13 protein-coding genes are annotated in these 13,293 nt (G+C 71.3%); 12 read left to right on the top strand and 1 reads right to left on the bottom strand.

Translation table 11 applies throughout. The features are described 5' to 3' along the window. Nucleotides 1–241: 241 nt before the first annotated feature. From ACL00U_RS15365 to ACL00U_RS15385, 5 genes are all read left to right on the top strand, one after another. Entirely contained in the window at nucleotides 242–529 is a 288-nt protein-coding gene (locus tag ACL00U_RS15365; protein WP_017888156.1) for a hypothetical protein, read from the top strand. Nucleotides 530–600: 71 nt separating this feature from the next. Further along, nucleotides 601–933: a hypothetical protein gene (locus tag ACL00U_RS15370; protein ID WP_412873585.1), complete on the top strand. Its 333-nt coding sequence runs from the start codon at nucleotides 601–603 to the stop codon at nucleotides 931–933. Then, nucleotides 930–1,769 (top strand): oxygenase MpaB family protein, encoded by an 840-nt coding sequence (locus tag ACL00U_RS15375; RefSeq protein ID WP_412873586.1) that lies wholly within the window; start codon nucleotides 930–932, stop codon nucleotides 1,767–1,769. The genes ACL00U_RS15370 and ACL00U_RS15375 overlap by 4 nt, the downstream gene beginning before the upstream one ends. Before the next feature lie 5 nt (nucleotides 1,770–1,774). After that, nucleotides 1,775–2,383 carry a hypothetical protein gene (locus tag ACL00U_RS15380; RefSeq protein ID WP_017888159.1) on the top strand — a complete coding sequence of 203 codons (609 nt, stop codon included), beginning with the start codon at nucleotides 1,775–1,777 and terminating at the stop codon, nucleotides 2,381–2,383. Then, nucleotides 2,383–2,994 (top strand): FHA domain-containing protein, encoded by a 612-nt coding sequence (locus ACL00U_RS15385; RefSeq protein WP_056071944.1) that lies wholly within the window; start codon nucleotides 2,383–2,385, stop codon nucleotides 2,992–2,994. Before ACL00U_RS15380 ends, ACL00U_RS15385 begins: the two co-directional genes overlap by 1 nt. Nucleotides 2,995–3,058: 64 nt before the next feature. Here ACL00U_RS15385 and ACL00U_RS15390 read toward each other — a convergent pair whose 3' ends face one another. Continuing rightward, nucleotides 3,059–7,474, bottom strand: coding sequence for an FtsK/SpoIIIE domain-containing protein (locus ACL00U_RS15390; RefSeq protein WP_056071947.1), 4,416 nt, complete (start codon nucleotides 7,472–7,474; stop codon nucleotides 3,059–3,061). A 105-nt stretch (nucleotides 7,475–7,579) separates the two neighbouring features. Between ACL00U_RS15390 and ACL00U_RS15395 the strand changes: the two genes are divergently transcribed. From ACL00U_RS15395 to ACL00U_RS15425, 7 genes are all read left to right on the top strand, one after another. Then, on the top strand, nucleotides 7,580–7,876 hold the full coding sequence (locus ACL00U_RS15395; protein ID WP_017888162.1) for a WXG100 family type VII secretion target: 297 nt from the start codon (nucleotides 7,580–7,582) through the stop codon (nucleotides 7,874–7,876). 107 nt (nucleotides 7,877–7,983) lie between these two features. Continuing rightward, nucleotides 7,984–8,313, top strand: coding sequence for a DUF6507 family protein (locus ACL00U_RS15400; RefSeq protein WP_152427322.1), 330 nt, complete (start codon nucleotides 7,984–7,986; stop codon nucleotides 8,311–8,313). A 2-nt stretch (nucleotides 8,314–8,315) separates the two neighbouring features. Then, nucleotides 8,316–10,154 carry a WXG100 family type VII secretion target gene (locus ACL00U_RS15405; protein WP_368859542.1) on the top strand — a complete coding sequence of 613 codons (1,839 nt, stop codon included), beginning with the start codon at nucleotides 8,316–8,318 and terminating at the stop codon, nucleotides 10,152–10,154. Then, nucleotides 10,151–10,759: a hypothetical protein gene (locus ACL00U_RS15410; protein ID WP_017885450.1), complete on the top strand. Its 609-nt coding sequence runs from the start codon at nucleotides 10,151–10,153 to the stop codon at nucleotides 10,757–10,759. The genes ACL00U_RS15405 and ACL00U_RS15410 overlap by 4 nt, the downstream gene beginning before the upstream one ends. Further along, on the top strand, nucleotides 10,750–11,583 hold the full coding sequence (locus tag ACL00U_RS15415; protein WP_412873587.1) for a hypothetical protein: 834 nt from the start codon (nucleotides 10,750–10,752) through the stop codon (nucleotides 11,581–11,583). Before ACL00U_RS15410 ends, ACL00U_RS15415 begins: the two co-directional genes overlap by 10 nt. Nucleotides 11,584–11,771: 188 nt before the next feature. After that, complete coding sequence (locus tag ACL00U_RS15420; protein ID WP_152427103.1) at nucleotides 11,772–12,206, top strand: hypothetical protein; 435 nt, start codon at nucleotides 11,772–11,774, stop codon at nucleotides 12,204–12,206. A 47-nt stretch (nucleotides 12,207–12,253) separates the two neighbouring features. Further along, nucleotides 12,254–13,285: a hypothetical protein gene (locus ACL00U_RS15425; protein WP_412873588.1), complete on the top strand. Its 1,032-nt coding sequence runs from the start codon at nucleotides 12,254–12,256 to the stop codon at nucleotides 13,283–13,285. The last annotated feature ends 8 nt before the right edge of the window (nucleotides 13,286–13,293 follow it).

Below are 13,293 nucleotides of genomic sequence, written 5' to 3' on the forward strand. Positions count from 1 at the left end.
CGGCACGGACGGAGCACGGACGGAGCGCACCGGCGGCCAGCGCACCAGCGCAGCCGACCCGGGCGGGGAAGGCGCGGCCGCTCGACCACCCGTCGGCGACCGCGCTCCACTCCCCCGAGCATCGGCGATGCTGCCGTGACGGCGTGACCGGGAGGTGACGCCCGGGTGAACACGACACGAAACCGGACAGCCGCCAAGCACCCGCGGGTAGGCAGGAAGCCCGCAACGGAAAGGAACCACCATGAGCGACCCCGGCATCAGCCCCGTCGACGACTTCGACTCCCAGCAGCGTCGCGACGACGACATCGACCGTGAGCACGTCGGCCCGTACGAGGTGGACGAGGCCGAGGAGTCGCTCGAGACCGTCACGAACGACGCGGTCGCCGGCGAGACGGTGGAACCGCAGCCCGGTGACGGCTCCGACGACGGTCCCACCGGCGGATCCCCGCGCGAGGGCTCGCCCGACCTGTGGGAGCAGGACGAGGAGCGCCCGGACCTCGGCGGCGACCTCGGCACGAAGCCGCTCTGATCAGGCTCCTCCGGAACACGGCTCGGTGGCATCGGGCCGTGTTCCGACGGGTCCGTGCCAGCGTCCGCAGCATGCCCTCGGCGGCGCGGCTGCTGGCCGTCGCGGTGATGCTGCTGGTCGCCGCCGCGGCGCACCTCGCCGCCCGCTCGGAGCCCGGTGGCCGCTGGGTCCCGCTGCTCGTCGCCGGCGTCCTCGGCGCGCTGGTCACCGGTTCCCCGACCCGCCTCTGGCCGCTCCCCGCGATCTGGCTCGTCGCGACGCTCCTCGCCCTGACCGGTGACGCGCCCGTCGACCCCGCCTCCGCACGGGTCGCCGTGATCGTCGGCGCAGTCGCGCTCCTGGTGGCGATCGCTGTGGACCTGCGACCCGTCCTGCGGGCGCGACGCCGACGGGGTGCGGCGTGACCACCCCAGGGCCTGGAGGCGCGGCGCACGGCCCGCACCGGGCCTCCCGTCCGTCTCCTGCGCACGTCCACGGCCGTCACCTGCGTCGGTTCCTCGCCGACAGCACACCCGTGGCCGCGGGCGGCCGCGCCATCCTGCTGCAGATCGCCGACCCGGTCGTCGCGGCCGGTGTCCGACGGCACTCGGACTTCGCCCGGCGACCCCAGCAGCGGCTCGCCCACACCCTGATGTTCATCTACGCCGTCGTCATCGGCACGGAGTCCGACTCGGCGACCGCGACGGGCTTCGTCAACCACGCGCACGGGCCCGTCGCCGGCGCCGACGACGTCGACCGGCAGCTCTGGGTGGCCGCGACCCTGTTCGACTCCGCCCGGCGGGCGCACGACCTGTTCGGCACGAAGGTCTCCGCTGCCCGGGCCGAGCAGGTCCTCGCCGCCTACGCGCCGATCGCGACCGCGCTGCGGGTGCCAGCGGAGCGCTGGCCGACCTCGGTCGCGGCGTTCGACCGGTACTGGCAGCAGACGCTCGACGGACTGCAGGTCACCGACGACGCCCGCGGGGTCGTCCGTGACCTGCTGCACCCGCGGTTCGCGCCGCTGTGGGTGCAGGCGGCGATGCCCCTCGTGCGCATCGTGACCGTGGGGATGCTGCCGGAACCGGTGCGCACGGCGTACGGCTTCGCGTGGGGGCGGCGCGAGGAGCGGCGCTTCCGGCGGACCGTGCGGGTGGTGGCCGGGGTGCGGGCGCTCGTGCCGCGGGCGCTGCTCCGGTTGCCGGGGCCGGTGCTGCTGCGGGCGATGCGGCGGACCGCCGAGCGACACGGCGCGGTACGGTAGCGGGCATGTCGGTCGACCACTTCGCCATCACGGTCCCGCGTTCCTGGTTCGAGCTCCCGGTCGATCCGGAACGCCGCGACGACCGGATCAGCGCCCTCGTGCAGGAACGCATCGAGGACCACCGGGAACTCTGGGACCACCGCACCGAGATCGTCCGGGTGCTCCGCCGGTTCGCCCGCTCCGCCTGGGACAGCGGGGCGCGGTACTGCGCCGCGTTCGCCGAGCCCAGCGAGGACGGCATCGTCTCCGGTGCCCTCACCGTGACGGTCCTGCCCGCGCCCGAGGCCGGCGGGGACCCACTCGCCGCACTGACCGACCACGTCGCCGCGCTCGGCGGGGACGACGACGGGATGCACGTCGACGTGCACGAGGTCCCTCGCATCGGCCGGGTGCCGCGAGTCTGGGGCGTCTCGACGGTGCAGGCACCGGACGGCCGCGGATCGTTCGACGTCGTGCTCATGCAGACCTTCGTGCCGGCCGGCGACCAGGTCGCCCTGGTCAGCGTCTCGTCACCCGCGACCGACCTGGCCGAGCCGCTGTACGAACTGTTCGAGACCGTCACCGACACCTTCGAGCTCATCGACTCCGCCACGGTCGGCAGCGAGGTGTCCTGATGCGCCTCTGGCCGTTCCGGAAGAAGCGCAAGGTCGTCGAACCCGTCGTCGAACGGGTCGGAGAGCGTGATCTGGCGCAGATGGCACAGCGCGGAGAGCTCGCCCGTTCCGTCGTCACCCCTCCCCTGGCTCCGCGTGCGAGCGCCGACCGGGTCCGGGCGACCGTGGCGCAGATGCCCGGCCGACCACTCGGCTCGTCCGGCGGAAGCACCGCGCGACCCGACGCCGCGCCGGCCCGCCAGGCCGCGGCGGCCGTGCTCGTCCTCGACGGCGCCCAGCGGGTCACCGTGTCCGGCGGGGGACTGATCGGCCGCGATCCTGCGAGCTCCCATCCCGACGACGGATACGCCCACATGATCGCCCTGGAGGACCCGGAGCGGCTGCTCAGTCGTACCCACCTGGAGTTCGGGTTCGGTGCCGAGGGCTCGCTCTGGGTGCTCGACACCGCGTCGGCCAACGGGGTCGAACTGCAGCGTCCGGGGTTCCCCCCGGCGATGCTCGTTCCGTCGCAGCGCACGACCGTGCGGCCCGGGGACACCGTGGTGTTCGGCGGGCACTCGCTCCGCGCCGAACCCGCCGTCGGACTCGTCAGCGAGACGCCGCTGGGCTGAGCCGACCCTGGACCGGGCAGACTGCGGGGTGCGCACGCTCCGGGCTGCGCCCCTGCGGCCGGCGCTAGTCGCCGGCCGGCACCTGCACGAGTCGGAGCGCCTGGTCGGCGTCGTTCAGCAGAGCCCGGCCGGCGACGCGGTCCTGGGTGACGAGGCTCTTCGACAGCTTCGTGCCGATCAGGTCGCCATCGACCGTGCTGAGCGGCGCGAGGAGCATGCCCCGACGGGCCTTCTTCGCGTCGACCTGCCAACCGCGGAACCCGCTCGCCACCCCCTCGACGTCTCCCGCCAGGACGAGCCCGACCGAACGGCCCCGGTCGGACTCCATGATCGCCCGGAACACCGGTTCGGCCGGCGACTCCTTCAGGGCTTCGGCGTCGTCGACGAGCACGAGCGTGAAGCCCGCGGCGCCGGTGTCGATGGCGGCGGACAGGCCCTCGGCTCCGATCGCACCATCGGTCACGACCGTGGCTCGTGGCGCTCCGTCGAGCGCCCGCAGCGGGGACTCCCGCGGGGTCACCGCGACCACCGAACCACCGGCAGACAGCACGTGGCGGGCCATCGCGACGAGTGCGGTGCTCTTGCCCGAGCGGGGGCTGCCGCCGACGATGAAGACCGAGGTGTCCTGCACGAAGTCGTGCGTGAACAGCCGGAGCTCGTCGCCGCCGACGCCGAGCGCGACCCGGCCGACCGACGCCTCCGCCGACGGCAGGTACCGCACGGCGTCCTCGAAGGTGATGGAGCGCGGGAGCACGTCGATCCGGAACGGCTTCGGGGCGTCGGCCGACACGTGCGCACGGACCTCGTCACCGATGCCCCGGAGCGCGGCGGCCTGGTCGCGGCCCCCGAGTCCGCCGGGCAGAACGGCGACCTGGGTCTCCGTCGCCGTCGCGTTGCGGAACCCGCGCCCCGGCGGGATCGACTCCGGCAGCTTCTTGCCGTTGATGCCCTCGTAGTTGTAGTCGCCGCGGTCGGCCAGGGCAAGCAGCAGCTTCCGTTCCACCTGGCTCGACATCCGGCCGGACGTGAGGGTGCGGTCGCCGGAGACGACCAGGTGCACGCCGACGCCGACGCCCTCGCGCAGCAGGGTCTGGACGGCATCGTGCAGCATGCCGTTCTCGGCGTCCGCCAGGGTCGCCATGAAGCTCTCCCACTGGTCGAGGAACACGACGACGTGGGGCATCGGCACGGTGCCGGAGTCGGTCCGCTGTTCGGCGATCGACGAGTAGCCGCCGGCGGAGAACGCGGCCTGGCGCTCCTGCACCGTGCGGAGCAGGATGCCGAGCAGCCGCGAGACCCGGTCGGGCTCGTGCCGCTGCACGACGGCACCGCAGTGCGGCAGAGCACCGAGGGCGAGCAGGGCACCGTTGCCGCAGTCGATCCCGTACATGTGCACGTCGCCGACGCCGAGCCGCAGGGCCATCGCACCGGCGAGGGTGCGGAGGGTCTGGCTGCGACCGGAGCGTGGCGAGCCGATCACGAACAGGTGGCCGTCCGCGTCGAGGTCGAACACCGCCGGGCGCTGCCGCTGGTCACCGGGGTGGTCCTCGACGCCCCAGGCGACCGCCAGGGGCGCCAGGTCGCCGGTGCCGGTCGCCTCGACGTCGTCGAGCCCGACGACCTCGCCGAGCGGTGGCAGCCAGGGCTTCCGCTGCTCGGGGGTGCCGAGGGCTCGGGTGGCGTCGTCGATGGACGCGACGAGGACGCTCAGGTCGGTGACCTCCACGTCGCTCGCGGCGGCCTCGACGGCGGCCGGGCGAGGGGCCGGGTCACTGTACGAGGCGAACGTGAGCTCGCGGACCAGGGCGGGTCGGGCCTCCTGGTCGTCCGTGCCGGGCCGGCGCCCGCCGACGCGACCGGACTGGAACGGCAGCAGCGAGGCCGCGCCGAGCCGCACGTAGGCGCGCCCCGGGGTCGACTTCGCGATCCGCGCGGCGTCGTTCGCGCCGATGACGTCCTGGCTCTCCGACTGGTCGGTGACGCGCAGCGCGATCCGCAGGTTCGTGTTCGCGCGGATCTCAGGCGAGACGACGCCGCCCGGTCGCTGCGTGGCGAGGATGAGGTGGATGCCGAGGGAGCGACCGCGCTGGGCGATGTTCACCAGGCCCTTGACGAAGTCGGGCAGCTCACGGGCGAGCGAGGCGAACTCGTCGATGACGATCAGCAGCCGCGGCAGGCTCGGGATGGTGTCCCCGTTCGCCGCACGCTTGGCCTGCAGGTCCTGGTAGTCCTCGAGGTCCTTCGCGCCGACCTCCGCGAGGGCGTGCTCGCGGGTGCGGAGCTCGGCACCGAGCGACTCGAGCGCGCGCTCGACCTGGTGCGTGTCGAGGTCCGTGACCATGCCGACGGTGTGCGGCAGGTCGACGCAGTCCTTGAAGGCCGCACCGCCCTTGTAGTCGACGAGCACGAAGTTCATCTCGTCCGGCCTGTTCGCCACCGCCAGGGACGCCACGATCGTCTGCAGCAGCTCGGACTTGCCGGAACCGGTCGTGCCGGCGACCAGGCCGTGCGGACCGTCGTTCCGCAGATCGATCGCGAACGGCCCGTCGATCGACGCCCCCACCACGGCGGTGGTGCTGCGGCCGCCGAGCAGCCAGCGAGCCTGGACGGCCTCGGACGTCGGCGGTTCGAGCTGGAGGACGTCGAGCAGGCGGGCGGACGAGGGGATGGCGCCGTCCTGCACGTCCGGGCTGGCGTCGACGATCGGCGACAGCGACCGGGCTACCCACTCGAGCCAGTCCTGGTCGACCAGGTCGGGGCGTGCGTCGTCGATGCGCTCACTGCGCTGCTGGGTGACCCGCACCCGGTCGTCGCGGACGACCACCACCGCGTCGCACTCCTCGGGCAGGAGCCGTTCGTCCAGGTCGAGGCAGATGCTGAACACCCCGACCGACGGCCCCTCCTTGAGCACCTGCACGAGCGAGGGCATCGCGCGGAGCCGCCGTGCGCCGTCCATCACGACGACGATCTCGTCAGCTGGCGGGGTCTTCTTGCCGATACCCGCCTCTTTCCGGGCGTCGATGATCGCGGCGAGCTCGGCGATCGCCCGCGCGGTCGACGCGGCGTTCGAGGCGATGCTCGTCATCGGCTGGTCTGCACCGTCCCGGCGGACGTGCGGCAGCCAGGACATCCACTCCCACAGCGACGTGCGCGTGGTGTCGGTGAGCAGCGTGAAGGTGACGTCCTTCGGGCTCTGCAGCGTCGCGAGCTGCGCGACCACCCAGTTCGCCAGTCGTCGGGCGTCGTCGTCGGGACCGGCGATGCCGATCACGCCGCGCTCGGCCAGACGGATGCGGACCGGCACGTCCGTGGCGTCCCACGCCACGGTCCGCTTGTGGGACAGCTGCTCCGGGTCCTCGATGGTCACCTCGGAGCGCTGCGTCGCCGTGCCGACGCGGACGAGCAGGTGGTCCGGATCAGTCCGGCGTCGCTCCCACAGTCGCGGCAGCGGCGTGACCGCGGTCTCGTAGACGGCGGCCGGGTCCGGCGCGCTCGCGATCCAGCGTGCGCGTTCGGACTGGAGGCTCTCGGTCGCGTCCGCCTCGATCCGCGCCTTGGTGTCCTCGTACTCCACGACGCGCTGCCGGTACGTCTTCTTGCCCTGTCGGCGACCCTGCAGCCCTGTGATGATCATCAGGACCGGCGACAGCAAGGCGATGAGCAGGTAGATCCAGCGGCCGGTTGTCGACACGAACATGACCGCCATGCCCATCGGCGCCAGTGCCATCAGGATGGGCAGCGCCCGGGCGGGGGGCTCGGTCGGCGGCGGCGGCAGCTGGTAGCGGGTGTGCTCGTCCGGGGGCAGGATGCGCGGCGGCCGGTTGTACTCGAGCGACATGCCGTCGTCCGCCAGTGACAGATGGGCGCCACGGTCCGGAGCGCGGCCGAATCCGAGCAGTACCGCACCGATCGCGAGCTGTGCTGTCTCGGGCCAGTCCGTCTCCTCGGTGACCGGCTCACCGTCGAGCAGCGCTCCGGAGAAGCCGTTCGCCGGACGCACCTTCGCGCCGTCGGCGGTCACCGTGACCAGCAGGGCGATCTCCGGCACCGTGTCGACCCCCGACGCCTCGGCCTCCACCTCGTCCGTGGTGCTCACCGGCACCCGCACGTGCGCGGACCGTGCTGTACCGATGGTCACCGTGCCGGTGCTGACCCGGACAATCGTCCCCGCGTGCAGCCCGGAGACGATCCGGATCTCGGCGTCGGTCAGCGGACGGAGTGGCTGCGGCGGCACCTGTTCCAGGCTGCGGCTCACCACCACTCCCTCCCGGACACCGGACTCGGCGACCGACGCCGAGAGGTCGAGCTGCTGCTCCCCGACGAAGTACACCGGAGTCCGACCGGAGGCGTCGACGTCCGTCGCGATGAGGCGCTCGGCCTCGGCCACCAACTCGCGCACCGCCCGGGAATCGTCACCGTCGACGTAGACGTTCGCGGTCTGGCCGCTCTCGCGGTCGACCATCGTGAACGTGAAGGTCATGGCAATCCCCCGTAGCGTTGACTTCGTGTCGCAGGACGATGGTAGTGTCCATCCCACACGCCCCGTTGGGGGGACAACGAAACTCCGGGGAAAGGGAGTCACACCGTGGCGAACATCAACGTCTCGTACGCAGACCTCGAGGCAGCAGCCTCCGACCTCAAGGCAGGCCAGGCAGACATCGAAGACCGTCTGTCAGCACTGCAGCGAAAGATCCAGCAGCTCATCTCGGATGGCTACGTCACCGACAAGTCGTCCGTCGCGTTCGGCGAGTCCTACGACGAGTTCAACCGTGGCGTGAGCCAGACGGTCCAGGGGCTCGAAGGCCTCTCCACGTTCCTCTCGAAGGCTTCGCAGACCCTGTCCGAGACGGACGAGTCGCTGGCCTCCGGCCTCAAGGGCTGACATCGTCGTCGACCCCGTGCCCCGCGATCGCGTGGGGCACGGGGTCGTCGCGGTTCCTGTGGCGTCGTCCTGGTGGCGCCGGTTCGTGATCGGGGAGGGATTGTTCCGTGGCAGGCAAACTGCTGGTTGATCTGATGGGGCTCGGGGAGCTCCAGAACGACCTGACGACCGTGCACAGCACGCTCGAGCAGGCGCACAAGCGTGTCGATGCGTCCGACGACGAGATCGGTTCGGGGACGGTACAGGACGCTCTGCACGACTTCGACCACCGCTGGGGCGACAAGCGGGACAAGATCAGCGAGTCGACGAAGGCGTTGGCGGACATGCTGAGCTCGTCCATCGAGACCTACACCGAGACCGACGAGAAGCTCGCGCAGGCCCTGCAGGTCAACGACGAGAACGGCGGCGGCGGGCCCGTCGCCTCGAGGGCTCAGTAGCCATGGGGCGGCCGTCGGGGTGGGACGTTGTCGATCAGGGTGATGATCCGGTCAAGGGTGATCCGTCGACGTTGCGGATGATGGCGCGGGAGTACCAGCGCATCTCCGACGCAGCCGATGACGCCTCGACCCGACTGAAGTCGGTGAAGGGCTCGGGGTGGCTGACCGACTGGGAGGGTGAAGCCGCGGACGTGTTCGTCGACGCGATCGAGGACACCCCGTCGGACCTGACGAAGCTCGTCGATTCGTACGAACTCGCCGCGACGGCGTTGTCGGGGTGGGCTGACACGGTCGATGACGCCCAGTACCGGGCTGACGGTGCGTTGGCGGACGCGAAGGACGCCTCCGGGGACCTCGCCGCGGCGCAGGACCGGTTGGCAGATGCGCAGTCGAACCTGTCGCACTACGAGTCGGCGTCGAAGGACCTGTCGAAGGTCGCGGACAAGTACCCGGCCGGTTCCGAGGTGCCGGACGGGGTGGATGTTCCGTCGCCGGCGCAGTTGCGGGCAGCGTCCGACAACGCTTCCGTCGCGCAGGGGTCGGTGTCCTCGGCGCAGGGGGACATCTCGGCGGCGCAGTCGCGGATCGATGCGGCGAAGCGGCTCGTGGCGGATGCGAAGGGTGACTGGCAGGACGCGGAGCAGCGGACCGCGACGAAGATCGGTGAAGCTGCTGACGCGGGCCTCGGGAAGCAGTCCACGTGGGACAAGATCTTCGGGTCCGAACGATGGGAGACCATCGTCTCCATTGCGAAGGTCGTCGTCGCTGTTGGCGGCATCATCGTCATGATCGTCGGCGGACCGCTCGCATGGATCGTGCTCGGTGCAGCGCTGCTCGTACTCGCTGACACCCTGTACAAGATGAGCAAGGGCACCGCCGACGGGTGGGACCTCGCGTTCGCGCTGCTCGACTGCATCCCGGGTATGAAGGGGATCACCACCGCCGGACGGCTGCTGTCCGCAGCCGGCGACGCACGCAAGGCGTTCTCGCTCGCCCGCTCGACCGGATCGCTCGGCTCGCTCGCCGCCCGGACCCTCAGCGGAGCTGGCCGCTACGGCGTGATGGCGCTCAAGGAGCTTCCGCTGGCGGTGAAGCAGTTCGCGTCAAACCCGACGCGGCGACTCGAGCGCATGGCGCTCCAGGTGCGCTACCTGACCCCAGCGAACATGGTGCACAGCGCCGTCGATGCGGCGAAGGGGCTGCACACCGGCTTCTTGGGGTCGCAGGGCAAGCCGATCGTCGAGCGCCTCACCGACGCTTTCACCGCGAGTGACCGCGCCTTCAACCGCACCGTCAGCGGCGCCTACAACGCCCACGTGTCCGACATCGCTCGGACGGATCCGGCCCGGGCCAGCCAGCTGTGGCAGGGCGGCGAAGGCTACTACGGTGTCGACTCGATGACCAACGTGACCGGCCCGCACGCGCAGATCGACGCGTTCGCCTCGACGCCGTCCGGCATGCAGAGCCCGTCGGCGAGCTACGCCGTCCCGAACGCCCCGAGCGGCGACTCCGCCGCGTTCCACGAATCGGCCCAGGTCGGCGCGAACTTCGACTACCCGACCCCGTACCGTGAAGACGTCTCAGTCGCACACATCGGAGCGGACCAGCCGTACGCCGTCGGCACGGCGCAGGCCAACCCGCAGTTCGGCGCCGGCGGTGGAACGCAGTACTTCCACTCCGGCATGGCGACCGACAGCCCATCGCCGTTCCCGGCAGGCGGGCCTTCCGGCATGGACCCGAGCGTTCGGTCGATCACCGAGTCGGTCGGTATGCGCGGAGCCCTGCACGCACCGTGGCGCGCGGTGGCCTACACGCAGCCGCTCGTCGGGAGCGACGAATGATCCACGAGGGCTTCCCGGACGTCCTCGTCGTGGGACCGGTCGCCGATCGGTCGTTCTCCGATGACGGCCAGCTGGTCATCGATTACGGCACGGCGCCTCGGTGGTCCCCTGACGCAACGCTCCCGGATCTCGTCGCACGGGCGAAACTCCTGGCGCTGCTCCTCGACGCGCTCGACCCCGAAGTCGACGTCCGAGTCGGCGCACGTCACCAGTTCCTGCTCAACGACCACATCGACGGGCGCGTCGACACCCGCGCCGGTGGGACTCCGCCGCGCCTGCTCGCGTACGGCTCGCTGACGACCACTGTGATCCGGTCGAGTGACCTCGGCCGACTCGTGGATGTCCGCAACGAACCCTCGATGGCACAAGGGCTCTTCACCTTCCCCCGCGGCGCCGATGTCGTCTCGCAGATCGGCCCCGGAGCCGCACTCACGCGCCACGGCGACACCGGGTACTTCGACCAGGTCCTCTCCTTCGAGACCGACAATGCTGCACCGCCCTCGAAGCAGACCACCAAGGCACTGCACCGATGGACGAAGATCGTAGATCGCTGGCGGACGAAGGCCACTCCCGCGCAACGGGAACTCGAAGGCCCGTGGATCTGAGCGAGCCGGCCGAGCTCACGGCCTGGCGACGGGCGGTCGACACGGACCTGTGGATGCTGGCGACGGAGGACGGCGTCCCGGCGGTCATCGCCCCGGCTGACGAGTCGCCCCAGGCCGTCGCGCTCGCGTTCCTCGACCAGCAACAGGCGCAGGCCGCGGCCCCGGACGACGCGGTCCTCCTGCACACGACGCTGTGGTCGGCGCTCCGCGCGACCCCGGCCGACGTGGCTCTCCTGCTCCAGCCCGGCCAGCCCGACGAGCAGGTCCTGCTGCCCGAGGACATCGACCGGATCGTCGGTGTATCGCGAGACCGCGCGCCGGTGCTCTCACCCCGCGACCTGGCGATCACGTCGATGATCCCCGCGGTGATCGTGGACGGAGTCGTCAGCCCGCAACCGGATGGTCTGCCCGTGGGGGTGCTCCTCGACCAGGCCGGCCGATCCGGCGTCCCGTTGACGCTGGCGGCGGGGCCGACGATGCCCCTCGAACTCGACGCATGGACGACGGCGGCACTCGTCCGAGCGGCGAGCCCGTTCCCGGCGGGGTTCGACGTCGTCGTCGGTGCCCCGAAGCCGGAGCAGTACCCGGCGGTGACCGACTTCCGCGAACAGTACGACGGGGCGGCGATCAGCACGGTCGGTGTCATCGTCGCACGGGCGTCCGAGCGGATCGTGGTACTCGTCGACACGGATGACGCCGACGAACTCGGACGCGTCCGGGTCCAGGCCGCATCGCTCGTGCCCCTGCCCGTCTTCGTGACCGATCGCCGGTCCTCACCAGAGCAGGCGTGGGTGCTCGGGCGGCCCGACAGCCACGTGTCCTGATGGTGACCTGGCGCGCGAGTACCCGTCAGACGACGGTCTGGGCTGTACCGGTTCCGAACGGCCTCTACCTGGCGATCGAGTCCGATGGTCGCCCCGCCACCGAACCGCACGATCGGGATGTTCGTGTCGAGTCCGCGTACTCGGTCGCCGAGGACCGTCCGGCGACGCGAGGAGTCGCAACGCGACCGGTGACGCGGCAGTCCCTGCTCGATGACGAGCGGAGCGGTCGCTTCGTCGTGCAGGTCGCCGCCGCCGAGGGACACGGAGACGGCGTCCTGATCACGGAACGACAGCCGCGTCGCCCAGGTCTAATCTCGTTCGCGCCGTCCGGCGTCCGCGTCCTCGAGCTGTCGGCAGCCAACGGGATCTGGGGGGACGTCGTCAGCAGACTGGCTCGGCCGCACTCGGCATGGATGCTCCTCGAGGCGTCGACGGGCGGTGCGAGCTGCACCGTCATCATCGACCCTGACCCGGACGGATGGCGGAGGCGAGCGGTCGAGGCCCTTGGTCGACGCCCGCACCCGGAGATCACCGTCGTCGACTCCCTCGACGCCGTCGCCCGTGCCTGGCGAACCGCCGCCCGCAACCTGCTCGGGCCGACATTGGCATCGACGCCCGGATGACCGAGTACGCGCGAACGGCGCACCGCCAGGGCGAGACGACGCCAGCCATGATCACCGTGAGCTCCGAGCCGTCCGGCTCGGACGGCCGATTTCGCTACTCCGTGACCGTCGTCGTCGACGGTGTCGAGCACGTCGCCGTCGAGGACGACGCCTTCGGGGCCCTGTCGACGGTGCGGATGGAGCTCGAACGACGCGGCTGGCTGCTCGGCGTCGAGGGTGCACGGATCGACGTCTGGCCGAGCGGCATGGCGAGGGACCAGGGCGGGGGCCTTCGCGCCTACCGGCTCCGACGTGGGCGTTCTCCCCGTTCAGCGGACCTGGTCGACGTGTTCGCTCCGGCTGCCGATCACCTGGCGACCGTGGCCGAGCAGCGCCTGGCGGTCGGGGTCGCGCCACTCGATCTTGCTGCCGCATCGTACGAGGACGCCGACGAGGTGGTCTCGGTCTCGGCACCGTGCGACCAGCTCGTCGCCGAACGGAGCCGGCGAGGCGGCCTCCGTGCCGCACTCTTCGGTGGCCGACGCCCCGGCGACGAGCGATGGCAGGTCGTGCGTTCGCTGGTCGGCGATGCACTGCGACCAGACCGATGGGACGAGGCCGAAGCGCTGTCCGACGAACCGGACGGTGTGCGGCTCGTGACGACGGTCGGTGCGGACGAGGACGGTGTGCGGTGGTCGGACCTCGTCGACATTGGGGTCGACGAGGCTGGCGTGGTGCGGGTCCGACGGTTCCGACGCCGCTACACCGGACGGACCCGCGCGCACGTGGAGGTGCTGCTCGACACCCGCGCGCAGGGTCTGCCACCGACACGGTTCCGGCCGGACGAGTTGGCAGCGCTCACCGGGCAGCGGCAGGTCGATGCGCTGCGGCGGCACGTCCAGGGTCTCGGTCTGGTGCCGACACCAGCTATCGATGCAATGTTCTGGACCGACCGCGGCCGTGTCCCGACCGGTCGCGACGAGGACCAGGGGTCGAACACGACGTTCCACGGCTGGGCCGACAAGGCGGCCTACAAGGTGCTCGTCAGCGGTGTCGGGCACCTCCGGATCGTTCAGGAGAAACCGTTCTTGTCACACTGACAAATACC

The organism is Curtobacterium poinsettiae (assembly GCF_047226435.1).
GTDB lineage: Bacteria > Actinomycetota > Actinomycetes > Actinomycetales > Microbacteriaceae > Curtobacterium > Curtobacterium poinsettiae.